The 25,086-nt window shown below is 49.0% G+C and carries 23 protein-coding genes; 14 read left to right on the forward strand and 9 right to left on the reverse strand.

Annotation, left to right across the window (positions count from 1 at the left end; all coding sequences use genetic code 11):
• The first annotated feature begins 63 nt into the window (after positions 1-63).
• From AC6R0S_RS07800 to AC6R0S_RS07810, 3 genes are read left to right on the forward strand one after another with little or no spacing between them, the layout of a single operon-like run.
• Positions 64-519, forward strand: coding sequence for a nitrate reductase cytochrome c-type subunit (locus AC6R0S_RS07800; protein ID WP_334551844.1), 456 nt, complete (start codon positions 64-66; stop codon positions 517-519).
• Between the two features lie 25 nt (positions 520-544).
• On the forward strand, positions 545-1,123 hold the full coding sequence (locus AC6R0S_RS07805) for a NapC/NirT family cytochrome c (protein WP_500637622.1): 579 nt from the start codon (positions 545-547) through the stop codon (positions 1,121-1,123).
• Positions 1,124-1,132: 9 nt separating this feature from the next.
• Entirely contained in the window at positions 1,133-1,270 is a 138-nt protein-coding gene (locus AC6R0S_RS07810) for a TIGR02808 family protein (RefSeq protein ID WP_500628284.1), read from the forward strand.
• 104 nt (positions 1,271-1,374) lie between these two features.
• On the opposite strand, the gene galE is transcribed toward AC6R0S_RS07810, so the two are convergent.
• Positions 1,375-2,388, reverse strand: a complete 1,014-nt coding sequence (gene galE / locus AC6R0S_RS07815) for a UDP-glucose 4-epimerase GalE (RefSeq protein WP_500637623.1) — start codon at positions 2,386-2,388, stop codon at positions 1,375-1,377.
• 61 nt (positions 2,389-2,449) lie between these two features.
• Positions 2,450-4,423: a diguanylate cyclase gene (locus tag AC6R0S_RS07820; protein WP_500637624.1), complete on the reverse strand. Its 1,974-nt coding sequence runs from the start codon at positions 4,421-4,423 to the stop codon at positions 2,450-2,452.
• 267 nt (positions 4,424-4,690) lie between these two features.
• On the opposite strand from AC6R0S_RS07820, the gene AC6R0S_RS07825 reads away from it, so the two are divergent.
• The 3 genes from AC6R0S_RS07825 to AC6R0S_RS07835 are packed head-to-tail and all read left to right on the forward strand — an operon-like array spanning position 4,691 to position 7,065.
• Complete coding sequence (locus AC6R0S_RS07825) at positions 4,691-5,428, forward strand: 5-oxoprolinase subunit PxpA (RefSeq protein ID WP_500637625.1); 738 nt, start codon at positions 4,691-4,693, stop codon at positions 5,426-5,428.
• 3 nt (positions 5,429-5,431) lie between these two features.
• Positions 5,432-6,142, forward strand: a complete 711-nt coding sequence (locus AC6R0S_RS07830) for a 5-oxoprolinase subunit B family protein (RefSeq protein WP_500631312.1) — start codon at positions 5,432-5,434, stop codon at positions 6,140-6,142.
• Positions 6,139-7,065 (forward strand): 5-oxoprolinase subunit C family protein, encoded by a 927-nt coding sequence (locus tag AC6R0S_RS07835; protein WP_500637626.1) that lies wholly within the window; start codon positions 6,139-6,141, stop codon positions 7,063-7,065. The genes AC6R0S_RS07830 and AC6R0S_RS07835 overlap by 4 nt, the downstream gene beginning before the upstream one ends.
• Before the next feature lie 126 nt (positions 7,066-7,191).
• On the opposite strand, the gene AC6R0S_RS07840 is transcribed toward AC6R0S_RS07835, so the two are convergent.
• From AC6R0S_RS07840 to AC6R0S_RS07850, 3 genes are all read right to left on the reverse strand, one after another.
• Positions 7,192-8,658 (reverse strand): FAD-dependent oxidoreductase, encoded by a 1,467-nt coding sequence (locus AC6R0S_RS07840; protein WP_500637627.1) that lies wholly within the window; start codon positions 8,656-8,658, stop codon positions 7,192-7,194.
• 268 nt (positions 8,659-8,926) lie between these two features.
• Complete coding sequence (locus tag AC6R0S_RS07845) at positions 8,927-11,356, reverse strand: ABC transporter permease (protein WP_500637628.1); 2,430 nt, start codon at positions 11,354-11,356, stop codon at positions 8,927-8,929.
• A 2-nt stretch (positions 11,357-11,358) separates the two neighbouring features.
• Positions 11,359-12,033: an ABC transporter ATP-binding protein gene (locus AC6R0S_RS07850; RefSeq protein WP_500628292.1), complete on the reverse strand. Its 675-nt coding sequence runs from the start codon at positions 12,031-12,033 to the stop codon at positions 11,359-11,361.
• On the opposite strand from AC6R0S_RS07850, the gene AC6R0S_RS07855 reads away from it, so the two are divergent.
• From AC6R0S_RS07855 to AC6R0S_RS07865, 3 genes are all read left to right on the forward strand, one after another.
• Positions 12,032-12,631 (forward strand): arylesterase, encoded by a 600-nt coding sequence (locus AC6R0S_RS07855; protein WP_500634027.1) that lies wholly within the window; start codon positions 12,032-12,034, stop codon positions 12,629-12,631. The genes AC6R0S_RS07850 and AC6R0S_RS07855 overlap by 2 nt on opposite strands.
• A 99-nt stretch (positions 12,632-12,730) precedes the next feature.
• Positions 12,731-13,933: an enoyl-ACP reductase FabV gene (gene fabV, locus AC6R0S_RS07860; RefSeq protein WP_500637629.1), complete on the forward strand. Its 1,203-nt coding sequence runs from the start codon at positions 12,731-12,733 to the stop codon at positions 13,931-13,933.
• Positions 13,934-14,079: 146 nt separating this feature from the next.
• Positions 14,080-15,732: a P-loop domain-containing protein gene (locus AC6R0S_RS07865; RefSeq protein ID WP_500637630.1), complete on the forward strand. Its 1,653-nt coding sequence runs from the start codon at positions 14,080-14,082 to the stop codon at positions 15,730-15,732.
• Between the two features lie 83 nt (positions 15,733-15,815).
• Here the strand turns inward: AC6R0S_RS07865 and AC6R0S_RS07870 are convergent, their stop codons facing one another.
• Positions 15,816-16,433 carry a DNA-J related domain-containing protein gene (locus tag AC6R0S_RS07870; RefSeq protein WP_500637631.1) on the reverse strand — a complete coding sequence of 206 codons (618 nt, stop codon included), beginning with the start codon at positions 16,431-16,433 and terminating at the stop codon, positions 15,816-15,818.
• Between the two features lie 133 nt (positions 16,434-16,566).
• Positions 16,567-17,406 carry an isopenicillin N synthase family dioxygenase gene (locus tag AC6R0S_RS07875; protein WP_500637632.1) on the reverse strand — a complete coding sequence of 280 codons (840 nt, stop codon included), beginning with the start codon at positions 17,404-17,406 and terminating at the stop codon, positions 16,567-16,569.
• A 214-nt stretch (positions 17,407-17,620) separates the two neighbouring features.
• On the opposite strand from AC6R0S_RS07875, the gene AC6R0S_RS07880 reads away from it, so the two are divergent.
• Positions 17,621-18,232 (forward strand): DUF2238 domain-containing protein, encoded by a 612-nt coding sequence (locus tag AC6R0S_RS07880; RefSeq protein ID WP_500637633.1) that lies wholly within the window; start codon positions 17,621-17,623, stop codon positions 18,230-18,232.
• On the opposite strand, the gene cutA is transcribed toward AC6R0S_RS07880, so the two are convergent.
• Entirely contained in the window at positions 18,196-18,510 is a 315-nt protein-coding gene (cutA, locus tag AC6R0S_RS07885; protein ID WP_500637634.1) for a divalent-cation tolerance protein CutA, read from the reverse strand. The genes AC6R0S_RS07880 and cutA overlap by 37 nt on opposite strands.
• An 18-nt stretch (positions 18,511-18,528) precedes the next feature.
• A complete protein-coding gene (gene helD, locus AC6R0S_RS07890) occupies positions 18,529-20,607 on the reverse strand; it encodes a DNA helicase IV (RefSeq protein WP_500637635.1) in 2,079 nt (692 codons plus the stop codon).
• Positions 20,608-20,812: 205 nt separating this feature from the next.
• On the opposite strand from helD, the gene yccS reads away from it, so the two are divergent.
• The 4 genes from yccS (at position 20,813) to AC6R0S_RS07910 (ending at position 25,074) form a co-directional block, all read left to right on the forward strand.
• The gene (gene yccS / locus AC6R0S_RS07895) at positions 20,813-23,005 is read left to right on the forward strand and encodes a YccS family putative transporter (protein WP_500637636.1); all 2,193 of its coding nucleotides are present in this window, start codon (positions 20,813-20,815) and stop codon (positions 23,003-23,005) included.
• Between the two features lie 94 nt (positions 23,006-23,099).
• Positions 23,100-23,324: a hypothetical protein gene (locus tag AC6R0S_RS07900; RefSeq protein ID WP_334551826.1), complete on the forward strand. Its 225-nt coding sequence runs from the start codon at positions 23,100-23,102 to the stop codon at positions 23,322-23,324.
• A gap of 55 nt (positions 23,325-23,379) precedes the next feature.
• Complete coding sequence (locus AC6R0S_RS07905) at positions 23,380-23,658, forward strand: hypothetical protein (protein ID WP_500628300.1); 279 nt, start codon at positions 23,380-23,382, stop codon at positions 23,656-23,658.
• A 153-nt stretch (positions 23,659-23,811) separates the two neighbouring features.
• Positions 23,812-25,074, forward strand: coding sequence for a hydroxymethylglutaryl-CoA reductase (locus AC6R0S_RS07910; protein WP_500637637.1), 1,263 nt, complete (start codon positions 23,812-23,814; stop codon positions 25,072-25,074).
• Positions 25,075-25,086 lie beyond the last annotated feature (12 nt).

A 25,086-nucleotide genomic window follows, 5' to 3' on the forward strand; every position in this document is an offset into this window, starting at 1 on the left:
TTAGGTTGCCCACGTTTGGGCAACCTAAGCGAAGAATGTAGCCAGAAGGCGGAGAACAAAAACATGAAAAAATTCTTAGTTGCACTTTTCTCGGTAGGTGCAGTGTTGAGCAGCGCTGTGTTTGCCAATTTGGACAACCCAGGCGGTATCGGTGGCTTGGAGTCGCTGCGCGGCAACACCAATCTGGAAGAGACCAGACCTGCGGACGCATTTAAAGATTTTCCGAAAGATCAAATCGTTGAAGATAGCTTTGTCTATCAGCCACCCTTGATTCCTCACAGTATTCGTAACTATGAGGTGTCGTTAAACGCCAATAAATGTTTGGCTTGCCACAGCTGGAAAAACGCCAAACAATCAGGCGCGACAAAAATTAGTGTCACCCACTATGTGAATCGCCAAGACGCGGTGCTCGCAGACGTGTCGCCAAGACGTTACTTCTGTCTGCAATGCCACGTCCCGCAAACAGATGCGAAACCATTGGTTGAGAATGAGTTCCAATCTGTTGATTCTCTTAAGTAAGAAACGCGAGTAAGCGAGGTTAACTATGAAATTACTGAAAGCGTTTTGGAAGCGGTTCACGTCCCCTAGTAAAGCGGCGGTAGGCGTTGTGCTGTTTATGGGCTTTACGGGTGGTTTGTTGTTCTGGGGGGCATTTAACACCGGGATGGAAGCGACCAACAGCGAAGAGTTTTGTTCAGGCTGTCATGCGCCGATTGTAGCGGAAATCAAAGAGACGATTCACTACTCGAACCGTTCTGGTGTGAGAGCAATCTGTTCTGACTGTCATGTACCTCACGAATGGACAGACAAGATTGTCCGTAAAGTTCAGGCGTCTAAAGAGCTGTTTGCGCACTATGTCTTGCGAACCATAGATACACAAGAAAAGTTTGAGCAGCGTCGCGGTCATCTTGCTGAGCGAGAATGGGCACGTATGCAGAAAAACGATTCGCTCGAGTGTCGTAACTGTCATGAATTCGAGTTTATGGATTTTTCTGAGCAAGGTTCACGCGGTGCCCAGCAGCACTCAACGGCCCTCGCCTCAGGTGAAAAGACCTGTGTTGACTGTCACAAAGGGATCGCCCACCGCCTGCCTGACATGCAAGGCGTTGAAGGTTGGCAATAAGGAGAGAGCATGAGTACGTTAGAATCGATTATTTGGCACATCCTTGGCTACAGTGCGATGCCTGTTATTATCCTATCAGGCTTCATAGTGGTTTCGGTCATTTGTATTTGGTTACTCTCGTTGGGTAAAGATAAGCAAGCCCAGTAACCCAACAATATCGATACACGACGGTCAGTCGTTTATAAACCAGCGCAAAGAGCGACCGCTAGGGTCGCTCTTTTGTTAGATTTAAAATCAGCGATTGTGCTCAATTAATCTGGAAAACCATTCGGGTTATTTGACTGCCAGCGCCAGGTATCTTGCGTCATCTCATCCAAAGAACGTGTCGCACTCCAACCCAGCTCACGCTGCGCTTTTGAAGGATCGGCCCAACACTCGGCAATATCACCGGCGCGGCGCGGCGCAATTTGGTACGGGACAGGTTTGCCACTAGCCTTTTCAAACGCATGCACCATCTCCAACACACTATAGCCATTACCAGTGCCTAGGTTATAGATGTGCAATCCGGATGTCTGGCCCACTTTCTCTAACGCAGCCACGTGCCCATCTGACAAGTCCATCACGTGGATATAGTCGCGCACGCCCGTGCCATCTTTGGTCGGGTAATCATCACCAAACACAGATAAAAATTCACGGCGCCCTACGGCAACTTGGGAGACAAATGGCATTAGGTTGTTTGGAATACCTTGCGGATCTTCGCCAACCTCACCGGATGGGTGTGAACCAACAGGGTTGAAATAACGCAGTAAGGTGATACTCCAATCGGGATTGGCATTTTGAAAATCGGTCAAACACTCTTCAACCATCAACTTGCTACGACCATAAGGATTGGTTGCGCTGGTTGGGAAATCTTCGGTAATAGGCACACTCGCTGGGTCTCCATAGACAGTCGCAGATGAAGAAAAAACTAAGGTCTTCACCCCTGCTTCGCGCATCGCATCGACCAATACAAGCGTACCATTGACGTTGTTGTCATAATATTCAAGTGGCTTTTCCACAGACTCACCGACCGCTTTAAGCCCGGCAAAGTGAATCACCGCATCGATGTTGTGCTCAACAAGCACTTGCTTCATCACGTCTTTGTCGCGAATATCGCCTTCAATAAAGGTCGGCGTTTGACCTGAAACCTTCTCAATACGTTCAAGCACACTGCGCTTACTGTTATACAAGTTGTCGACGATAACGGGCGTCATTCCCGCGGCGATCATTTGCAAACACGTATGGCTGCCAATGTAGCCCATACCGCCTGTCACTAATACATTCATAACTCTAGCCTAATGTAAGTATTTCGTTGAATGGTAACAGAAAATCACGCGCGAGATAACGCTAACTTGCCTCACTCATGATGACCTGCCCTTTGCCTTCCATTTTAGCTCGGTACATGGCTTTGTCGGCCGCTTTGAGGAATTGTTCGAGACTGGTACCCTGCGCTCGTTGAGTATAATGAATACCAATACTTACGCCGACCGATAAACGCTCACCGGCATAGTTGATTTCATTGCTGATTTCCGCTAGTAACCGCTCAGCGAGGGCGTGTGTACTGGGTTGATCGCAAGAAGTCATCAAGACCACAAACTCATCGCCCGATAGTCGAGCCACCAAATCTTGACTGCGCACATGCAACGATAGGCGGCGCGAGACTTCTTTAAGTACTGCATCGCCTGCATCGTGGCCGTAAGTGTCGTTTACTGCTTTAAATCCATCAAGATCGAGATACAAAAGTGCAATGCCCGTTTTGGATAGACGTTCATCGGTGAGCGTTTTACCTAGTACGCGATAAAGATGGGTGCGATTGGCAAGCCCGGTCAAACTGTCATGATTGACCATATACTCAAGCCGCTCCATCTCTTTGACTGAAGATAAGTCGACAATCACATAGACATAATCGAAGCGATGTTCACTGGCGCTGGTACGGTTTTTCGATGCTCGAACATAAAGCGGTACTCGGTGCCCAAGGGGATGAATCTCCCACACCTCACCTTGCCACTCACCTTGCTCTTCAATCGTGCGTTTTATCTGCGTCATGACGGTATCAAAATCCGCCCAACAAAATAGATTGCGATGGTGCTGACCAATTATCTCGCTGCTATCTACTCCCAGTATCCGACGACTGGCCGGGTTGAGCATAGTAACCACGTCGCTATCATCGGTGACCACTAAGCCATCTTTACTGTTTTCAAAAATATTCGCCGCCATGCGTTGGCGACTCATCGCCACTTCGACTTGGGTAATGTCCTCAATCGCGATTAGGCACTGGCCGGGCTTTGAAAGCGGCGTACCACTTACTTTTAAAAATCGGCGCTCATGAAACAGGTCTTCGAGCACGATATGGCGATCTTCAAACTCTAGACTGTTTTCGAGCGCGCGCGTTAATTCGGATTGCCCTTTACCTTGAATCAAATCTGTCAATTTACTGGCTTGAATAAATGCGCTGGTACATCGGAATATCTCACACGTCATCGCATTAAAATGGAGAACATCGCCATGCTGATTGACAACAATAAGCGCGTGTTTGACCGACTCGACCACCTCGTTGGCGAAAGATTTCTCTTGTTCCAATCTATCAAGCGTATGATTGACTTGTTGATCACGCAGTTTCAAACGTCTCAGCATAGTACGAAAGGCACGGACTAAATCACCCACTTCATCGTTCGCGATGGTATCAATCTCGATACTGTTGGATTTGTGTTCAATATATCCCTGTATCGCAGCGCGCAAACTGATGACGGGGTTGAGAATGTACTTTTGTACGGTGTAAAACAAAATGGCGGTCGCAATGGTCAAAAAGACAATAAAGATCAGCGCATTATGTATGACCTGCTCTGAGCTATCTTGAAACGATTTGGTAGAGATCGTCACTCTGAACTTGGCCACTTCGTTACCGTTTGCATAGAGAGGAAAGAGTGCAAAAAGATAATCGTCGCTCACTGCCTGGCCCGTTTCTTTCAATGCAGCGAGCTGCTGCGCACTCGGCAAAGGCGCTGCGACACCATGTTGTTCATAGATCGAAAACAGTTTGCCATCTAAAGTGTGTAACTTAACGCGCACGATCTCTTTGTCTGCGGAAAACGACTGCAATATTTGCGTCGCTTGTTCAGTATGCCCACCCAAAATGGCCGAGTTTAACGGCGATGATAAACCAAGAGACAATACGTGAGCACGCTTGATAAGGTTGTCGGTTTGCGATTGGAGAGCAACATTGAGCGCATTGCCCTGAGTGAGAAGTAAAATCACCAATGAAAAAAGAATCAGTGGGACGATAAGCTTAGATTTCAACGATAGCGCGTTCAATGAGAGCATACGCGACTCCTCTCAGCCCATCTTCTTTGGCAATTCTGAATACAAACGCCACTTCTATCGCCGCTGATCCTTTTCATATCACATTTGAGCGCTTCGCCCCTCACCCACTACCTAAAACATTAACCGCTCTATTTTCTTTTGATGCGGTTTGTGCGTAAGCTTAGCAACACGATAGGAACACGCTCAGTGACGCCGTTCAAAATTTGAACGCAACTCGGATTATTTGTACGATAAATCTCACTAATGAGCATAAAAGGACGTAAATGCATGGCAAAACGCGCAATCTTGTTGAATTGTGATATGGGCGAAAGCTTTGGTGTTTGGTCGATGGGCAATGACACCTTGGCGATGCCCCACGTAGACATGGCCAATATCGCCTGCGGCTACCACGCTTCTGACCCAACTATTATGTCACAGACTGTCGCGCTCGCAGTTCGCCATAACGTCAAGATTGGCGCCCATCCCAGTTACCCAGACTTACAAGGGTTTGGACGCCGAAGCCTTGCCATGAGCCCAGAAGAAGTCACTGCGATGATCATCTATCAAGTTGGCGCGCTTAAAGCGCTTTGTGAAGCGCACAACACTGAACTCAGTTATGTCAAACCACATGGCGCGCTTTATAATGACATGCTTAAGGACTTATCGCTGTTCGATGCGGTCGCTGATGCCGTCTCTTGTTTCAATGTCCCTTTAATGACGCTCGCCGTGCTCGAAAACCAGCCTTTACTTGATATTGCCGACCGTTATGAGTTGCCTTTGCTGTTTGAAGCGTTTGCTGACAGACGCTATCTCGCCAATGGAACTCTGGCACCAAGAGCGCTGCCCGATACGGTCCTTACCAACGCCGAAGATATCATTAGCCAAGTTCGCCAAATCACCCAATATGGCAAAGTGCGCACCATAGAGGGCTACGCGATTGATATTGAGGCGGATACCTTATGCGTACACGGCGATAATCTGGCGGCCATCGATATTATCAAGAAAATCCGCACCAGCATGGAGTAACAGATGACGATCACCTATACCATCGATCCCGTTGCCGAGTGCAGTATTTTAGTCACCTTTGACGCGGCCCCTTCGCCAGAACTGTCGAGCATAATCCAGCACTGTGGCGAAAACGTTCAGTCTCAGTTAGCGCAATGGCTGATGAACGTCACCCCCTCGCACATCACCCTGTTGATTGACTATTTACCTCACCGAATCTCCATTTTCGATTTTATCCCATGCGTCGAACGCACCTTGGACAGCACCATAGCCAGCCCGCCAGTAAGCCATAGCGCAGAGATCGTTGAATTACCCGTCTACTATCATCCGGATGTAGGGCCAGACTTAGCAATCTATTTCGAGCAAGGTATGACATTGGACGAAGTAATCGAACTGCACACTCAAGAGTGTTACAGTGTCACCGCGATCGGCTTTGCGCCTGGGTTTGCGTTTATGAGTCAAGTCACGCCTCAATTACAACTGCCACGTCAAAGTACGCCGCGCGTCAATGTTCCCAAAGGCAGCGTAGCGATTGCCAATCATCATACTGCGGTTTATCCGAGTGATTCACCGGGTGGTTGGAACATCATTGGACGCTGCCCATTAGCGCTGTTCACACCCGATGAAGCGCAGATGCTGCCGTACAGTGTCGGCTCTCAAGTGCGCTTTAAGGCCGTCGATCGAGACCAGTTTCTTCAACTCGGTGGGTCGCTTGATGGGGAGTTTGCCTTATGAAGTCTTACGTTGAAGTCATCAAACCTGGACAACTGAGCCTCATCCAAGATTTTGGTCGATTTGGCTTGGCGCATTTGGGCATTACCCAAGGCGGTCCCTTAGATGATTACGCCTACAGTTGGGCGAATCATTTGCTCGATAACCCGGTCAATTGCCCAACCATTGAAATTACCTTGGGACAAGCGGAATTTCGTTTCAATGGTCACTGCAACCTCGCCATTGCAGGTGGGGATCTCAATGCTAAACTCGACGGTCAGCGCATAGATAACTGGTCAACATTTGTCGCCCGTAAAGGGCAAACGTTGAGCTTTGGTCTTCCGGCCAACGGGCTAAGAAGCTACCTTGCCATTAAAGGGGGCTTTGATGTGTCACCAGTATTGGGCAGTGTGTCCACCGTCACCCGTGAAGCGCTCGGCGGCTTAGAGCAAGGCCGCGCACTTAAAGCGGGGGATCAACTGGCGTTTACTTACCACCCATTATCCCGCCAAAGCACACAGATTTCATTTCGCTACCGCCCTGATTACAACCTCCCCATTCGTGTGCGCGTGATTGAGGGGTATCAAAGTGAACAGTTTTCTCCAGACGCGATCGGTGCCTTTTACAGCCGACGTTTTGAGGTAAGCCAGCACATCAATCGAATGGGGTATCGCCTGCGCGGTAACACAATTACGCCACCGGATACGGAACTGTTGAGCGAAGGAATTGCGTTAGGCGCAATACAAGTGCCCAAAAGTGGCGACCCGATTATTTTACTCAGTGACAAGCAAACAATTGGCGGTTATCCCAAATTAGGTTGTGTAGCCCGTATTGACCTGCCACGTATCGCTCAAGCTCGGCCGGGCCAAACCGTGACGTTTGAAAAGGGCGATTTACTCGGTTTACAAGATGTCTGGTGTCAGTGGGCGCGCTTCTTCGGCTATTAATTCTTTGCCACCACTTTTGTTGTATTAACTAAGCTTAGTCGCGGCCAAGCGGGCGGCGAAATAACAAAAAGGCGCCGATTGGCGCCTTTTTGTATCATTCGATGACACGGTGTGGTGATAGCTGCTTTATTGGGATTCACCATAGACTTGGGCCAACTCTGCAGGGTAGCCACGCTCTATCGCGATGCGTTTCGCTTCTTGTTCAACGTCGCTCGCCACCAAGCGGGTACACACCGGATGAAGAGCCTCAATGGAGGCTCCCCGGTAATCATACAAGCCCCACTGAGTCACGACTTTTCTTGCGGCTTCAAGCGCAGATGAACCTTTGACCACTTCGATGCGTGCATAGTGATTGGCTTCAAACGAAACGTCTGCGGCTCTTAACGAGTCATCTCGTCCTGGTATTTGCTGCGCGCCAAACAAAGGCAGCGCATAGTAATCCGCCGAATGGTAGTCAGGCACGTACTGACCGATGTGTCGTACGGCACGCAGGCTGCGCTCTTTGGCCACGGACTCGTCCCAGCCTTGATTCAACGTCTTGATTAGGGGAGCCGGTAACTGGGGCTGAGAAGAACGATCATCCGAGGCGACCAACCCCTCATCGAACAAGGTAATCTCTTTCGTCATACCGTGCAGTTGAAACACTTTATTTGCATACGGGGTCAGTTGCGCCATACCTGCTGGCGTCCCCCGTTGACCATGGAAAATGACCTCGGGCCATACCTGATCACACTCTGCCCATCGCGTGACATATGCGGCTTTAAACTCCACCAAACGCTGACGTTTCTTTTGAGCCAGATCGTCAATCGTGCCGGTTTGATAACCACAGGCGTTGATGACGTATTGAGCTTGAAGTTCGTGCAGTCGGTTATTGTCGTCGCGATAACGAATCAGCCAGCCGTTCCCACTCTCTTCAAGATCAGTGACTTCACATGAGGTGAGCAATTGGCAATTTGGATGTGCAGCGAGTGTGAGTTTTGCGCTCGCGGCCAAACGAAAGACACTCCAACCGTGCTCTTGCACTGCAACCACAGGGTACTTTAGCGCATCGAGGTCGGCATGCTGAGCAAAAGGAATCACCCAATCTTCAACACTTGTTGGTTCCTCAGGTTGAGTAAGCGTCGCCAGTGCTTGCAATTCCTCTTTTGAAAAACAGCGATAATAATCTTGTGGTGCGCCCAGCACTTGATTGGCCGGGTCTCGGTCCACTAAGGTCTGGTAGCAATCACGGATGGTTTGCAGGCGAGATTCGACCTCATCGACACTGCCGGGATCGGTAATAGGAACAGCAATAAGAGTTGGGCGACGATTGATGGTTTGAGGGTAAAGACGCACCGTTTCAATCGACTGTTCAAGCAATTCAATACATTGCTCCGTCGAGATTTCCCGGTACAAATTACCACCAGCATGGAGATGGCAAATCGGCGGTCCACTGACAAGGCTCGCGCCTCGCTCAATGAGGGAAACTTTTTGCCCAATTTCGGATAAATGGACAGCGGCCGTGGCGCCGGCAACGCCCCCACCAATAATGACGATGGACGTTGAACTTGGCTGTGTGTTGATCTGTGACATCTGCGCGGCTAGTTGTTTCATTTCTCGGTTATTTTACTCTTAAAAAACGGTGATAAAAATCACTTTTTTTGCAAGGGATATGAATGACATTTTCATCATAAAAAGTTGAAAAAAAATGCTTGACTGAAAAATTGGAACTCATAGAAAAATCGATTCTGTGAATAACAACTTTGCTGCATGCTTGAACTTTCCTAGCGTTGCGCGATTTAGTGAGTTATCTACAGGTCAAGTTATCCCAAACCTTATCCACCGTTTTTGTGGATAACTGAATAACTTGACCCGAACAGCGTCAGCTAAACTCTTTATTTATAGGGGCTAACAGTTTTTTAATCATACTGAAAACAACCAACGCCAGTGTGCAAAACGTGATGATTGGCATGGTTAACCACAACAAATAATGCAAGCTTGGGGTGAGATCAAAACCGAAGTAAATGATCCCACCGACTACGGCTTCTGCCCCCAGTGCGGCAATCAAACCAGCAATCAATGCCATCAAGCCATATTCTGCCCAAATGGTGCGTGTGACCCGTTTTCGACTCGCACCTAACGTTCGGTAGAGCTGCATCTCTGATTTACGTTGTGACAGACTTAGCCTCAGCAACGTAAAGATCAAAAGTAACCCTGCCAAGACGCCAAGTGCCGCCAATAAGGTAATCGACCAAACGATTTGCTCAAGCAGCGATTGGATTTTCTCACCCATTTGACGAATATCCATCAAGCTCACCGTTGGGTGCGCCTTTGACAGAGTATTGAGCAACCCGTCATGTTGGTCGTCGACGCGAAAGCTGACCAAAAACGTCGCTGGGATTTGCTCTAGCACATCCGGCGTAAAAATGAAGTAAAAATTAGGCTTCATATCACGCCATTCTACGGCACGCACGGAATTCACCATCGCAATTATCGTTTGGCCGTTAATCACAAACTCAAGCTCATCACCAATCGCTAGACCCAGATCGCTAGCGACATCCGACTCAACGGACACGCCGCCCTTTTCAGTCCACTCACCCTCAAGCAACTCGTTGTGTGCAGGAATCCCCTCGGCGTAGGTAAAATTGAGCTCACGACGCAGTGCGTCGTTGCCTTCTCCGCCATCAGAGGCTTCTTTCGCATCTTGCCCATTAATTTTCGTCAAGCGGCCCCGAATGATGGGATAATCGTCGGAACGAGTGACCCCATTTTGGTCCAACACCTCTAAATAGGCCTCTCTTTCGTAAGGTGCAATATTCAGAGCGAAGGCATTCGGCGCATCTGGCGGAATAGTACGTTGCCAATCAGAGAGTAGATCAGTGCGAACGAGCCACATCACGGCCAGCAGCATCAAAGAAAGCCCAAGAGCGCCAAATTGCAAACCGGTTGCCGTCATTGAGCGGTTGATGCGCGAGAGCGCCAATTTGAATGACGTACTCAGTGGCATTTTGGCTAACTGCTTCGTGACAAGCAGGCTCACCGCGCCGAGCAGCACAAACAGAAGCACCATACCCAGCATGACAATCCAAACCAACATGTTGTCGTAGTATGCCGCGAGCATCGGCACGACAGGCACCAGAATCAACCACTTTGACTTATGGCCCGTGTCGCTTGCTTGGGGTTGCATCACATTGACCGCACTGACATTCACTAATCGATGCAGAGGAATCCCAAGGGCAGGTACGGCGATACACACACTGCTGGCAAGCGCGACCAGCGCAGGCGTCAAGCCATAGCTCGGGAGTGGATTAGGCAGCAAGTCAACCAGAGGAATGCGGAGTAACACTTCTAACCCGACACCAATCAGTAAGCCAAGCACGCTCGCTGTCAGTAGCAGTATCGCGACCTGAATAGAAAGCCAGCGGACAATCCACTGCTTTGTGGCGCCAAGGCTTTTCAACATGGCAATGGTCTTGGTGCGAGTAGAGACGTAGTGCTGACAGGTCAGTACCAATGTCGTAGCGGCCATGATGACCACAATCGCGACGCTGAGAGACAAATATTGCTGAGTGCGCTGAAAAACATCGTTGGTGCGACTGGCACTGTTTTGATCTCGCCAACGTTCACTTGGGGTCAGTTCGATGCGGCTTTTTAGCGTCTCTATACTGGTGTCGTCGCCATTCAAAAATAGGTTATAGCGTACGCGACTGCCGAGCTGAATAGCGCCTGTCTTGTCGATGTCATCCATGTGGATAAAGACCGACGGCATTTGCTGAAATGGATTGAAGCTTAGCCCTGGCTCTTCTAATACCCGTCCTGTAACGGTGAAATCGGCATCACCAATAGTGACCGCGTCACCAATGGTGACCTCTAACTGGGCAAACAGACGCTCGTCAAGCCACAGTTCACCTGGCGCTACTCGTGCCTTTTCCCCTTGGCCATCACTCAAGCGAAAATCACCTTGCAGCGGATAGTTCGACTCTACCGCTTTAACGGTGATCAGTTTCATCTGGTCGTCACTAAACGCCATGGTGGCAAAACGAGTTTGACGCGCGGTGTCCATATTCAATGCGGCGGCGTTTTGTAGCAATGTTTCGGGCAGGGGATTCGAGCTACTGAACTGCACATCCGCCGTTAACGCTTGCTTGCCCTGTTTGACGATGACCTGCTCCATGCGGTTCGCTAAAGCGGTTAAGGCAAAGATGCAGGCGATAATTAACGTCAGCGCGGCGGCAATCGGCCAGAGCTGGCCTTGACGAATTTCACTGACACTCCAGCGCACTAGACGGGAGTTTAAACGAGAGTGTGCCATCCCTACTCTCCTTTGATCTGACCAGCCGACATGACTATGGTGCGATCGCACATACGCGCTAGCTCGCTGTCATGGGTCACCAGCACCAAAGTCGTCCCGTGCTGCTTGTTGAGTTCAAACAACAGCTCGATCACTTTCGCTGCGGTGTGTTCATCCAGATTTCCCGTCGGTTCATCGGCAAAGAGGATTTTCGGTTCAATCATGAAAGCGCGCGCCAAAGCAACACGCTGCTGTTCACCCCCTGACAGCTGAGAGGGAGAGTGATGCATTCGATGCTCAAGTCCTACCGACGTTAACAACATTTTTGCGCGCTCAATGTTTTCGTCTTCGCCTTTCAGTAAGCATGGCAAAGTAACGTTCTCTAACGCGCTCAAACTCGGTATCAGCAAAAAGCTCTGAAAAACAAACCCAACCGATTCACTGCGTATTTTCGCCCTTTGCTCATCATCCAGCTCTGATAAAGTTTTACCTAGCAGCTGGATTGCGCCTTTTGTTGGAGTGTCGAGACCGGCTAACAACGTCATCAAGGTGGACTTACCCGCACCGGATGTGCCAACGATCGCCACACTCTCTCCGGCATAGATTTCAAGATTTACCTCTTCAAGGATTGTTAATTGCTCCTGTTTAGTGGAGACTATTTTTGATAATGACGTTGCTTGAATGATGGATGTTTGCATGATTCGTTTACTTTCCTTGGTCTTTTTTCTCGTTTTTGTTCAACCCGCATATAGCGCTAAGCTATTGGTTTTAGGAGATAGCCTGAGTGCAGGTTATCAAATGTCGATTGAAGAAGCATGGCCTACCTTGTTACCTAATGTAATGAAAACCAAAGGCCATGATCTTGCGGTCATTAATGGCAGTATCTCTGGAGATACCTCAGGTAACGGCCTCAGCCGGCTGCCTAGCCTGCTAAGTGAGCATCAGCCGGATTATGTATTAATCGAGCTTGGCGCTAACGATGGCTTGCGCGGATTTCCACCTAACGTGGTCGAAAACAACCTCTCGGCCATCATCGAACAAGTCAAACAGCAAGGGGCAATGCCGCTTTTAATGCAAATCCATGTATTGCCCAATTACGGTAAGCGTTATACGCAAGCGTTTTCAGCCGTTTATCCCAAAGTGGCAGACGCACACAATGTGCCACTGCTGCCTTTCTTTCTTGAAGGCGTCATCACAGAGCCTCAATGGATGATGAACGACGGACTGCATCCTAAACCTGAAGCCCAACCTTGGATCGCTGATTTTGTCGCCAACGAGCTGGTAAAATTTCTGTAAATACTGATAGATAATCACTTGTCATTGGTCTGGCTCAATAAACTTTACCTATTTTTACGCTAGGTTAATCAGACAACGTCCGTTTCTAAGGAAAGTTTCATGATAATTGAACCAGTAATACAAGGTGTGATAGCTCGCAGTGCGCATCCTTACGGCTGTGAACAAGCTCTCCTCCGTCAAATCCAATACGTACAACAAGCAGAGCCGATCAAAAACGGACCAAAACGTGTGCTAATCATTGGTGGCTCTTCAGGGTTTGGTTTGGCATCGCGTATCGCTCTGACGTTTGGCGGGGCTCAAGCTGATACCATCAGCGTCTCCTTTGAGCGTAGCCCAAGTGAAAAAGGCGTAGGCAGCGCAGGTTACTTCAATGACTACTTCTTCAAACAGCATGCTGAAAAGGCAGGACGAATCGCGGTAAATATTCATGGCGATGCGTTCTCTTCAGCGATCAAGAACGAAGTCGTTGAAGCGATAGAAACCTATTTTGAAGGCGAAGTCGATTTAATTATCTACAGTGTCGCCAGCGGCCTGCGACCTGACCCTGACACCGGTGAAGTGTGGCGCTCAGCCATTAAGCCAATGTTTGAACCGATTACCGGTGCAACGATCGATCTCGAGCACGATGCGTGGATCAACACCCGATTAGAGCCCGCAACGGAAGAAGAAGCGCATCATACACAAAAAGTGATGGGCGGCGAGGATTGGGAAGCCTGGGTGGATACCTTAATCAACTCAGAATCGATTGCCCAAGGTTGTCAAACGCTTGCTTTTTCTTACATCGGGCCTGAGATCACCCACCCTATCTATCTTGATGGCACCCTTGGAAGAGCCAAAGTCGATTTGCATCAGACTAGCCATTCATTGAATTTGAAATTAGCCAATTTCGATGGCGGCGCATTCGCTTGTGTGTGCAAGGCGCTGGTCACTAAGGCAAGTGTATTTATCCCTGGCTTAACGCCTTACCTTTTGGCGCTCTACAAAGTGATGAAAGCGCAAGGCGTGCACGAAGGGTGTATCGAGCAAATGCAACGGCTATACGCAAGCAAGCTCTACAATCAAGCAAAAGTAGAGGTTGATGGCGAACGGTTAATACGTATTGACGATCTAGAATTGGCCAAGCCCGTTCAGGATGAGGTGGCGCTCCTACTCAAAGAGATGAACCAAGATAACTTCAAACAGCTGGGTGACTATCAAGGCTACAAGCAGGAGTTTCTCAATTTGAATGGTTTCGGATTTGATGCCATTGATTATCACGCTGATGTCGATTTAGCCCCATTTATCGAAACAAAAGAGGCGTAACTTCCCCTACTCGCCGTGCCTTCCTCGCGCGGCGAGTGCTCTAGGTTCCACTGACCTCTAGCACCTTATTCTTCGGTAGTTTACCTTTACTCCGCGCCGCCAGGTTTCTATAATCCACGCTTTCAAAATTCTATAGTGAGCCAGTCATGGATCAGTTAACCGCCACCCTTAAAAAAATCGAAAAGCAGAACTATCGCGCTTATCAGCAAATCAAAGGTCAATACGACTTTGGCGATTACACCTTTCACATCGACTACGTTCAAGCCGACCCGCATGCCTCAGCATCACGAGTGCGCGCACTCCGCCCTTGGTCGTTGACCGGCTTAGACTGGCTACGTGAGCAATCTGCTGTCTATCAAATTGCGGCACGCGACTTTATCGCCCGCACCTTTGCTCAACTGGCAAAACAAGAAAACCTCATCAGCATCGCCCTAACGGGTCAAACTGTGATGGATTCCACTGCGGTGATGTTTACTGACGAAGGCATAGAGCTGCGTTTTCGGGTTAATTTACCCGCAGAAGGACGCAGTGTCCTTGGAAAAAAAGCGCTTAACCTCCTCACCTTTCACCTACCTAAATTTATCCGTCGTGCCACGATTGAGCGCGAGTTAGATAAAGCCGCTCTTATTGCACATTGCCAAGGTGTGGAAGATCAACAAGCGATTCGAGATCAACTGGATGAGCGTGGCTTAGTCGCCTTTATTGGTAATGGCGCCGTGCTGCCGCGTTTGGCCGGTAACTCTGACTTGCCAATGAAAGAAGCGGTCGCGTTTGTCTCGCCGCCGTCGCTTGAAGTGACGTTCCATACCCCTCATCACGGTGCGGTGTCAGGTATGGGCATTCCGGCTGGCATTACATTGATCGTTGGTGGCGGCTTTCATGGCAAATCGACGCTACTGAGCGCTATCGAACGCTCTATTTACAACCACATTGCCGGCGATGGCAGAGAATGGGTCGTCACCAGCAGCGAAGCGATGAAAATCCGCGCCGAAGACGGGCGCTGCGTGCATGACTTGAACCTGTCAAACTACATCAACCACTTACCGATGGGCAAAGATACGGCTCATTTCTCAACCCAAGACGCGTCCGGTTCGACCTCTCAAGCAGCATGGTTACAAGAATCTATTGAATCTGGCGTTAAAGCGATGCTGATTGATGAAGATACCTCAGCCACCAACTTCATGATTCGTGACGAGCGCATGCAGGCTTTGGTCGCAAAAGGTGATGAACCGATCACGCCCTTGGTCGATCGCATTGGCCAGTTACGTGATGAATTGGACATCTCAACCATCGTTGTTATGGGGGGCTCAGGCGATTACCTAGATGTGGCGGATACCGTGATTCAAATGCACGATTACCAAGCCATCGATGTGACCGAAAAAGCGAAACTTGTTACGCAAGAGCACCCAACCACGCGTCAAAATGAAGCCGAATCAGCGCTCGCTACTTTCCGTCCTCGTAAATTGAATTGCTCTGCTTTGCAAGCGGTATTGGCAGACGGCAAGTTTCGCGTTGCGGCGAAAGGCGTCGATTCACTGCGTTTTGGCAAAGAGTTTACCGACCTTTCGGCTCTTGAGCAGTTGGAATCGAGCTCAGAAGTGAACGCGATTGGCTGGTTGTGGTTTCAGTTGGCTCAGCGTCCTGGTTGGTCTGCCACCCCTGCTAAAGACGTGGCACAAATGCTCAATGACCAGTGGCATCACACTATGCCCAATCAAGGTGACCTTGCCAAACCGCGTGTGTTGGACGTCATGGCCGCGCTCAACCGCATGCGCAAATCGCAGTTTAAAGGTCAATAAAACGTTGAATATGTGACACGGTCACAACATGGACAGAAGCCGCTTGGTTTGCTGTCCACGGTTTGGCTGCTTAGAATCCCTTTTTACTGGCGAAGCACATTCCACGCTTCACACAGTACTCGGAATCGTTCGCTGTTGCCATTCTCTCTATCAGGGTGCCACTTCAGCGCCAACTTACGCCACGTTTTTCGTATCTCTGTCTGTGTCGCCTCTTGAGGCAGTTCAAATAATGACAGTGCTTTGCGGCGGTCCATATCTTCATGATGATTGCCCCCAAGAAACCTCTGATAACGACTCCAAAACTCATTCAGCAGACGCTTCACTTCGCCCTCTTCTGCTTCATAATTAGACCACTGGGTGTAGTAATCTCGCAAAGGATCATCGGTATCAATCGCAAAACCATGACTTTTTAGCGTCGGTAAAAGCACAATATTCATCGCCTGGACTTGCAGCCAATTATCTGGGTAAAGCGTCTCTTGCAGTTGGTACAGGGCATTCATCATCAAGAAATTGCGTTTAAAGAGATCTTTTTCTGGCAAAGGATCCAATTCAGGCATATAACCGAGTTCACCAAGATGAGCCGCTAAGGTGTGTACCTTCCACCCCGACGGCTTTTTGCGTAGCACTTCGAGGATTGGCCAAAGCAGAGGGTTTTCCATGTATTGCTGAAACGACGTCGCGAGTGCTTGCTGATTACCCATAGGATCCTTTCACGGTTTTTCTTTTACTTAAATGGATCATCAACCATTTGTCGAGTAAAACAGACAACAACTGTTATTCTGTGCGAAAAAAAGAGCCACCAAAGGCGACTCTATTGTCATCTGCTTGATCGGGTTAGATAACCCCTAACTCACGTAGGCGTTCCATCAAGTAGCTGTCGGCGGTGTAACGCTCTGACAGCACAACCTCAGGCTTGGGGTGCAAAAAGAGCGGCAGTGAAATGCGTGAGTGCTCTTGGCGAGCGCCGGTTGGATTGATCACGCGATGCGTGGTCGATGGGAAATAGCCACCGGATGCTTCTTGTAACATATCGCCAATATTGATGATGAGGTTGCCAAAATCGCAAGGCACATCGATCCAGTCACCCTCTTTACTTTTCACTTGCAAGCCCGGTTCGTTGGCGGCGGGCAATACGGTCAACAAGTTAATGTCTTCATGAGCCGCTGCGCGAATGGCGCCGGGCTCTTCATCGCCCGTCATTGGGGGGTAATGCAGAATGCGTAGCAAGGTTTTCTGGCTACCATTGATCATCTCAGAAAGCGCAATCGAGAATTTCTCCTGTACTTCTTTCGGCGCATGAGCTTCAACCCAGCCGAGCAGCTCTTGGGCAAATCTATCTGCACGCTGGTAGTAATCAAGAATTTGTGCTTTGAGTTCCTCAGGAATCTGCCCCCAAGGATAGACGTGAAAATACTCTTTAATGTCTTTTACTGTATGACCTTTCGCGACCTCTGAGACACTAGGCGGGAAATAACCATCTTGCGTTTCGACGTTAAAGTGGAAATCATTTTTGCGCTCTGAGGTAAAAAATTGGTACCAATTTTCGTAAATTGACTCGACCAACTCTTGCGGAATTGGGTGGTTTTTTAATACACCAAAGCCGGTCTCTCTCAGGGATTGAACAAATTGCTCTGCGGCATCGTCAGCAAGGTAATCAACGGTATCCAGTTTCATGCTTTCTTTACTCGTTATTAGAATTTGACTCGATTCTATGTGCCTCCTAGAGGTAAATCAAATGTTGACTACAGGTAACGTAAGTGTTTGCACGAAGAGTGTGCAGCAAAGCGGAATTTCAACATAAAGCGAGATCGGCAGAGTGAAAGTTACAATTGAACAGCGTTTTATTTAATGGTAAAACAGTAGCATATCAATCAAACCGTAAGCGACTATGCGTACAACACACCTAAAAACCCTGAAGTTTCTCACTGCAATCTATAGCGCAGTGTTTCTATTTTCTGTTGTTAACCCAAGTTCAATTCATGTTTGGTTGGCTGAAATTGTGCCTGCTGTGGCGATACTGGCGATTGTTTGGTGGTTATCCCAGCGCTACGTATTTAGCCATACGGCCTACATTCTGATGTTCGTCTGGCTGGTATTACACACGATTGGTGCAAAATATACGTTTGCTGAGGTCCCCTTTGACTGGTTCAACCAACTCATTGGTTCAGAGAGAAACCACTTTGACCGCGTTGCCCATTTCTCTATCGGCCTTTACGCCTATCCGATAGCGGAATACCTGATGAGAAAACGCAAGCTACCGTGGGGGCTGTCTGCTTGTTTTGCCCTATTCTCAATGATGTCGCTGGCAGCGGGCTATGAAATCATTGAGTGGTGGTACGCTGAATTGGCGGGTGGCGATGAGGGCATCGCCTTCCTCGGTTCCCAAGGTGATATATGGGATGCGCAAAAAGACATGCTGATGGACACCTTGGGCGCGTTAAGCGCACTCGCTCTGATGGCCGTTCAACGACGAGTGTTTGCCTCAAGCCAACTGAGATAAGGGTTGAAACCATCGACAATGGGCACTTTCACGACTTGCGGGGTGTCATAATCGTGCAACTCCACCACCTTTTGTTCAACTTCAACGTAGTTGCTCTGTGTCGTTTTGATCACCAGTAAGGTTTCGTTGTCACGACACACTTGCTCTTGCCAGACATAGTGACTCTCAATGGGCATGGTTTGAATACAAGCGGCAAGCCTTTCTTTAAGTAACGCATCTATGATTCGCTCAGTAAGCGATTGACTGTTGGTGGTGGTGAGCGCAATACAAAATTCCATCGGCGACTCCTCGCGGTGCTATTTCACAATACTGACCGGGTAATCCTCTTCAAGCAACTCTTTGACAAAACTCGAACCGCTCCCGTTGAAGGTTACCCAAACCTTTTTCTTTGCGCGTGTAAGCGCGACGTAGAACAGTCTCCGTTCTTCTGCAAACGGGTAGCGTTCTTGTGATTGTGTCAAGGCGCCGTCCAAATGGAGCGCTTTCACTCGAGCTGGAAACTGCCCTTCATCCACATTTAATATAATCACAAAGTCGGCTTCACGTCCTTTGCTCGCGTGACAAGTCATAAATTCTATCGACAATTGTCGAAACCTTTTCTGCCAGTCGTCGAGCAGTTCAGGGCGATGATAGTGATTTCGGGCGAGTAACATCACTTGGGTTGTTTGCTTGGCGTTACGATCCAGTTGATCAAGGATTTTTTCCACTTGACCTGCAGGTGCCAGTGTCACCGCTTTGCTCTTTTGTTGTTTGTGGCTATTGAGTGATTTTTGCAACTGCTGTGGATTTTGCTGCACAAATCGATTGGCAACCGCGCCCAACTGATTGTTAAAACGGTATGTGGTGTCGAGGTAGTGAATGGTCGCATGTTGGAAGCGTTCACTAAACCCTGTCGTCAACGAAACGTCAGAACCAGCAAATTGATAGATAGATTGCCAATCGTCGCCGACGGCAAATAACGCGCAGCCATCTTCCTCGTCATTGGGTTCCACTTGCGCGCACAGTGCTTCAATCAAAGCAAGACGTGCGGGAGAGACATCCTGATACTCATCCACCATGATGTATTTCCAAGGCGCGCGGAATTTGCCCTTCTTCACATAGTCGACGGCTCTTGAAATCATAATATTGAAGTCAACTTGCTGCTGCTCTTTCAGCATCTGCTGCCAAGCTTGATAACAAGGCCACACCAAAGAGAGTTCGCTATTCAAACGAGTGTAGTCAGGGTGCTCAACCAATCGCTGCTGCAGCTCTTTCTTCGATACACCCATTGCAGCCAATTGACTCAACTGTTTCTCTAGCCAGGCGATGAGTTTAGGGTTTTCAACATGACTGCCTAACTCATCATCCCCGGCCAAATAGGCGATGGGCCACTTGACCAAATGTTTTTGCCAACGCTTAAAGTTGGTCGGCGTCATCCAGTGCTTTTTCAACCAGTCGACACACCATCCGTGACGCAACTTATCGTCCACCGCAACGGGGCAAATCTCAACGCGACTGGATTCAACATCATTTAATATCTTCAGTCCTAGACTATGAAATGTGCTGACTTCCACCCCTTCAGCGCTCAGACCAATTTTACTCTCAAGGCGCTGTTTCATTTCGCTTGCGGCGTCTTTACCAAACGCCAGCATTAAAATCTGATCGGCTTGCGCCAAATGACTTTGCAGCAAGTAGGCCACTCGCGCCGTCAATACACTGGTTTTACCCGAACCCGCGCCGGCTAAAATCAGGTTATTGTCATCATTGAGTAGTACCGCTCGGCGTTGAGAAAGGTTAAGCGGCGAGGACTCGATGCGTGAAAACAGTACCTCCCAATTCTCGAGTTCGGTTTCCATCCATTGATGATTGCGCGTTTGGAGTGACGTTTGTGTCTCTTCAATCCACGGTAGCAGTGGCGCTAAGCGCTTTGGCATCCGCAACTCAGCTTCTTCGAGTGTCATGCGCATGCATGCCAAATCGTCCATCACTTTCGTATTCCACGCAGCTAACATCGACTGCCTTAAGAACGTAGGTCGACGCAGTTGACGATCGATTGCCGCTTCCCACTCTGGCACATACTGGTTGAGCTGTTGGCATTGAGTGGCGTGCCACTGCTCATAACTGGCCACCGCGTGCAGCGCGAATTGCCGACACGCTTTTGGGCTAAGGCCCTGAACAATCCAACGACGCTCTTTACCGCCATCAATGTGGCTATAAAACTCAAGCCCACTCCATACAATCCCCGTTTTGACTTTGACTCGCCCATCCCAAACACGAAAAGGCACCCGTGTTTCTTTCGTTTCGGATCGTAGAATCAACTCCTGCTCACCCAGTTCGACGTGGTGGTATTCGTTTTGAGTAAAAAATGTAGCGGATGGGGATGCACTTAACTGCATGTCACAAGGTTCCTTGGCGTCAATAATCAACTCGCAAACTCTAAACGTTAATGCGATGCCCCTACTTTTCAGAACCTTGCTACATAAGTCAAGGGCTGGGCGGGTCATTTGCGCATCGAACAGACCTATTTCATTACCTCGATCAGTTAGTTACCATAGAGTCGGTGGTAATGTTTACCCCAAAGCTAACCAAGAAGAGACGCCCGTGCCCTATTTGCACCAACTTCGCCTCCTGTGGGTGAACCGAACGTTTAATAACAGCTTACTGATTTTAATCACGCTGCTTGGCGCGGTAGTGCCTGCCTGGCATTGGCAGCAGCAGACGCTATTAGTCCCACTGATTCTTGGCATCATCGCGGCGGCGCTGGCTGAAACCGACAACAGCTTTGTTGGGCGGTTAAAGTCGATTACCCTTACTTTGATCTGTTTCGCGATCGCCACCTTCTCGATAGAGCTGTTGTTTGATACGCCTTGGCTGTTCGCTCTGGGTCTGTTCACCTCGACATTTGGCTTTATCATGCTTGGCGCAATCGGTAGTCGCTACGCAAGTATCGCCTTTGGCTCGTTATTGATCGCTATCTACACCATGCTCGGCATTGACCAAAGTGGTGACAGTTGGTTCCAACCGATATTACTGCTTACTGGTGCGAGTTGGTATTTCCTGGTTTCTATGGTTTGGTTTGCAATTTGGCCGTTGCAACCGGTACAACAAAGTTTATCTACCGTTTTTTATCAACTCAGCCATTACCTGGATCTGAAAAGCCAATTGTTTCACCCAGTGACCAATTTGAATCCACAACCGATGCGTATCGAAGAGGCCAAACGCAATGCGGCGACCGTCACTGCGCTCAATCAGTGCAAATCGACGCTGCTCAGCCGCTCAAAACGTGGCCATGTGGACAGCGCCAGCGACCGTTTTCTTAATATCTACTTTATTGCGCAAGATATCCATGAGCGGTTAAGTTCGAGCCACTATCGTTACCAAGAATTAGCGCAACACTTTGAGCGTTCCGATATTTTGTTTCGTTTCAAACACCTTATTGACACTCAAAAACAGGCATGTCAGCGCATCAGTCAAGCCATCATGACTGGCAAAGCGTATCAACACGATACGGATTCAGTCATCGCACTGGATGAACTGCAAAACTCATTAGCGCACCTCCAAGCGCAAAATCACCCCACATGGAAACCTCTGCTAGCGCAGCTTGGTTACTTGTTTAACAACTTAGCCATGGTGGAAAAACTGCTCGCCAACGTCAGCAACCCAGACACCACAAAACCCGAAGAGGATGAATTGGATGACACCGAAGCGCACACGCTCAAATCGATGTGGCAGCGGGTACAATCCAACCTCAACAGTGACTCGATTCTGTTTCGCCATGCGCTACGCCTGTCTCTGTCATTAACGGTGGGTTACGGCATCATCCAAGCGTTTGATATTGACCATGGCTACTGGATTTTGCTCACCACCTTGTTCGTTTGCCAACCCAACTACAGCACGACTCGACAAAAACTGATTGGCCGTGTGGTCGGTACCATTGCTGGTCTTTTGGTTGGTGTGCCACTGCTGAGTTTTTTCCCCTCGCAAGAGAGTCAGTTGGTGCTGATTGTCGCATCGGGTGTCGCCTTCTTTGCCTTTCGTTTGGCGAATTATGGCTACGCGACAGGCTTTATTACCGTTTTAGTTCTGTTTAGCTTCAACCAACTAGGAGAAGGCTACGCGGTAGTGCTCCCTCGTCTCGCGGATACGATCATAGGCTGCTTACTGGCCGTTGGCGCGGTGGCGTATATTCTCCCGGATTGGCAGTCTAAACGATTGCACACCGTGATGGCCGAAGCTATCGCTGCGAATCAAGCATATTTAGCCCAAATCATTGGCCAATATCGCGTGGGTAAAAAAGACAATCTGGCCTACCGAATCGCTCGACGAGCGGCGCACAATAGTGACGCGAACCTCACTGCCGCCATATCGACCATGCTGGCAGAGCCTGGGCGCTATCGAAGCGCCGTAGATGAGAGTTTCCGCTTTTTAACCTTGAACCATGCGCTACTTAGTTATGTCTCAGCGTTAGGCGCGCACCGTACCCGCATTGACAACGAGCAAACGCATGTGTTGATTCTCGATACCCACCGGTTGATTCACCAGCATCTTGAACTGCTGCGTATGCGTTTAAATCGTAAACCTTACGCTGAAGACATTGTGATTACGGAAAACATGGCGATTACGGAAGATCCTACGATTACCTCTCGGCTAAGTGAATGGCGTGAAGAAGACGATAATTCGGTGCGTCTCGTGTTGCAACAGCTGCACCTTATCTATCGAATGATTCCTGAGTTGCATTCACTGGCTAATAAATTCAGCGTAAGAGTGATAAGCCCCACTAATACAGAGTCATGAAATTGCTGTCATCTAACTTTTCCTGACAAAACTCGGACAAAAAAACAGCACAATTCCTTACGATTTGTATGAATTTTCGCATAGGCGTAAGACGATGAACGGAGACATCTCTTTCACAACTGAACTTGAGCACATGATGCTAAGTGGGGTTAATAATATGTCACCACAACAATTTGAGATTATCCGCACGCAGCTGCAGAGCCTATCACCTCAGCAGTTACGCGCACTTCTTGGCGATATCAACGCCAAATTGGATCATCCTAGTGAATCGATTATCTCAGATGATGAGCTGGATATGATCACAAGCCTCTTTTCGTAATCAAACTTGCTCAATGCAGGCAGACACCTTAAGCTTAGAGTAAGTGGAGGCGCTTATGTCTGTTTCAGCAATACAATCTGGCTATCATATCATCGACCAGTCATCTCGCATGGCTGAAGAGGCTGCGCTCGAAATCAACAACCAGACCAATGCCCCGATCCCACTTAAAGACAAATCCCTCGATTTCAATAAGGTTGAATTCAAAGCACCGGTAATTGACCACATCCAGCCGCTCGCTGAGCTGACACAAGCGGAGCAATACAGCAAAATCGGTACGAATGTCATTCAACGCGATCAAGATATGATTGGAACCTTATTAGATATCCATGTGTAAGACCTTGTCCCAAGGCCAACTCGCGCAGCCAGTTGCCCATTTTCTTCTATCCTGTTTCTCTGCCTCTTGATGCGGTGTTGAGTTCAAACCTCACCCCGTTAGAATGCCTAACACTTTTTGTACGTTTATCACTATTTTTGTACGTTTATCACTATGCCAAAAATGAATCACGCCGCCCCGAACACCTACACGCCTTTCCAGACGCAAGATGAGGAGTATGACTTAACCTCACAACTTGCGCCTCGAGAAGGAAAACCGTCACGCCTATTGACGCCGAGCCCTTACATCTCCGAGAAAGCGCTAAACCAACGGTGGAAAACACTCTCGGCGCTCACCGACCGCTCATTGTTGCTTGATGATCAGACTGAGCAAAACTGTGCCATTTTTGACCGTAATATCGAGCACTTCATCGGCACGGTAAAAGTCCCGGTAGGCATCGCCGGCCCGTTGCGGGTAAATGGCCTACACGCACAAGGCGACTATTTGGTTCCACTGGCGACCACCGAAGCCGCTCTTGTCGCGTCATACAACCGGGGCGCTCAGTTGATCACTAAGGCGGGCGGGGCCAGCGCAATGCTGCTCAACGAAGGCGTTACACGCACGCCGGTGTTTGTATTTGAAACACTGGCTGAGGCGGGCCAGTTTGTCGCTTGGGTCACCACCCAATATGAACAGTTCAAACACATTGCCGAGACCACGACCTCTCACGGTAAGTTGCATGATATCAATGTCAATATTGAGGGGAACCACGTCTACTTGGTGTTTGAATACCACACGGGCGACGCGAGTGGACAGAACATGGTGACTATCGCGACCAATGAGGTTTATCACCACATCCTCAAGACCACCCCCATAGCACCCAAAGAAGCGTTTCTCGACGGCAATTTGTCAGGAGATAAAAAAGCCAATAACTACACTCTACGCCATGTACGAGGCAAAAAAGTGACCGCAGAAGTCACGATAAAACGAGCGTTGGTTGAGCGCTACTTGCATACGACGCCGGAAAAAATGGCTCGCTTTGGACAAGTGACCACAACTGGCGCTGCGTTATCTGGCAGTATTGGCGTCAATGCCCACTATGCGAATGCACTGGCGGCTTTGTACATCGCATGTGGTCAAGATGCGGCCTGCGTCGCTGAATCCGCCATCGGAATGACTCGAATGGAACTCAACTCACAAGGCGACCTCTATGCTAGCGTCACACTGCCAAACTTGATGGTGGGTACCGTTGGCGGTGGGACTGGCCTGCCGAGCCAAAGAGCCTGCTTGGAAATTCTCGGGCTGTATGGTGCTGGCCACGCAAAAGCGCTCGCTGAAATGGCCGCCGCACTTTGCCTGGCGGGTGAGCTTTCCATTGTCGGCGCATTCTGTGCGGATCACTTCTCAAGAGCCCATCAAAAACTCGCCCGAAAATAAACGCCACGCATT

The sequence above is a fragment of the Vibrio sp. R15-SG3-ISO1B genome (genome assembly GCF_059833835.1).

Coding starts and splice junctions, on each gene's coding strand:
- AC6R0S_RS07910 (WP_500637637.1), top strand. CDS start 23,812: ATGCCAAAAATGAATCACGCCGCCCCGAACACCTACACGCCTTTCCAG.
- AC6R0S_RS07880 (WP_500637633.1), top strand. CDS start 17,621: ATGCGTACAACACACCTAAAAACCCTGAAGTTTCTCACTGCAATCTAT.
- AC6R0S_RS07810 (WP_500628284.1), top strand. CDS start 1,133: ATGAGTACGTTAGAATCGATTATTTGGCACATCCTTGGCTACAGTGCG.
- AC6R0S_RS07850 (WP_500628292.1), bottom strand. CDS start 12,033: ATGCAAACATCCATCATTCAAGCAACGTCATTATCAAAAATAGTCTCC.
- AC6R0S_RS07840 (WP_500637627.1), bottom strand. CDS start 8,658: ATGAAACAACTAGCCGCGCAGATGTCACAGATCAACACACAGCCAAGT.
- AC6R0S_RS07820 (WP_500637624.1), bottom strand. CDS start 4,423: ATGCTCTCATTGAACGCGCTATCGTTGAAATCTAAGCTTATCGTCCCA.
- AC6R0S_RS07865 (WP_500637630.1), top strand. CDS start 14,080: ATGGATCAGTTAACCGCCACCCTTAAAAAAATCGAAAAGCAGAACTAT.
- AC6R0S_RS07870 (WP_500637631.1), bottom strand. CDS start 16,433: ATGGGTAATCAGCAAGCACTCGCGACGTCGTTTCAGCAATACATGGAA.
- cutA (WP_500637634.1), bottom strand. CDS start 18,510: ATGGAATTTTGTATTGCGCTCACCACCACCAACAGTCAATCGCTTACT.
- AC6R0S_RS07800 (WP_334551844.1), top strand. CDS start 64: ATGAAAAAATTCTTAGTTGCACTTTTCTCGGTAGGTGCAGTGTTGAGC.
- galE (WP_500637623.1), bottom strand. CDS start 2,388: ATGAATGTATTAGTGACAGGCGGTATGGGCTACATTGGCAGCCATACG.
- AC6R0S_RS07875 (WP_500637632.1), bottom strand. CDS start 17,406: ATGAAACTGGATACCGTTGATTACCTTGCTGACGATGCCGCAGAGCAA.
- AC6R0S_RS07835 (WP_500637626.1), top strand. CDS start 6,139: ATGAAGTCTTACGTTGAAGTCATCAAACCTGGACAACTGAGCCTCATC.
- AC6R0S_RS07845 (WP_500637628.1), bottom strand. CDS start 11,356: ATGGCACACTCTCGTTTAAACTCCCGTCTAGTGCGCTGGAGTGTCAGT.
- AC6R0S_RS07825 (WP_500637625.1), top strand. CDS start 4,691: ATGGCAAAACGCGCAATCTTGTTGAATTGTGATATGGGCGAAAGCTTT.
- AC6R0S_RS07855 (WP_500634027.1), top strand. CDS start 12,032: ATGATTCGTTTACTTTCCTTGGTCTTTTTTCTCGTTTTTGTTCAACCC.
- fabV (WP_500637629.1), top strand. CDS start 12,731: ATGATAATTGAACCAGTAATACAAGGTGTGATAGCTCGCAGTGCGCAT.
- AC6R0S_RS07905 (WP_500628300.1), top strand. CDS start 23,380: ATGTCTGTTTCAGCAATACAATCTGGCTATCATATCATCGACCAGTCA.
- AC6R0S_RS07805 (WP_500637622.1), top strand. CDS start 545: ATGAAATTACTGAAAGCGTTTTGGAAGCGGTTCACGTCCCCTAGTAAA.
- AC6R0S_RS07830 (WP_500631312.1), top strand. CDS start 5,432: ATGACGATCACCTATACCATCGATCCCGTTGCCGAGTGCAGTATTTTA.
- helD (WP_500637635.1), bottom strand. CDS start 20,607: ATGCAGTTAAGTGCATCCCCATCCGCTACATTTTTTACTCAAAACGAA.
- AC6R0S_RS07900 (WP_334551826.1), top strand. CDS start 23,100: ATGAACGGAGACATCTCTTTCACAACTGAACTTGAGCACATGATGCTA.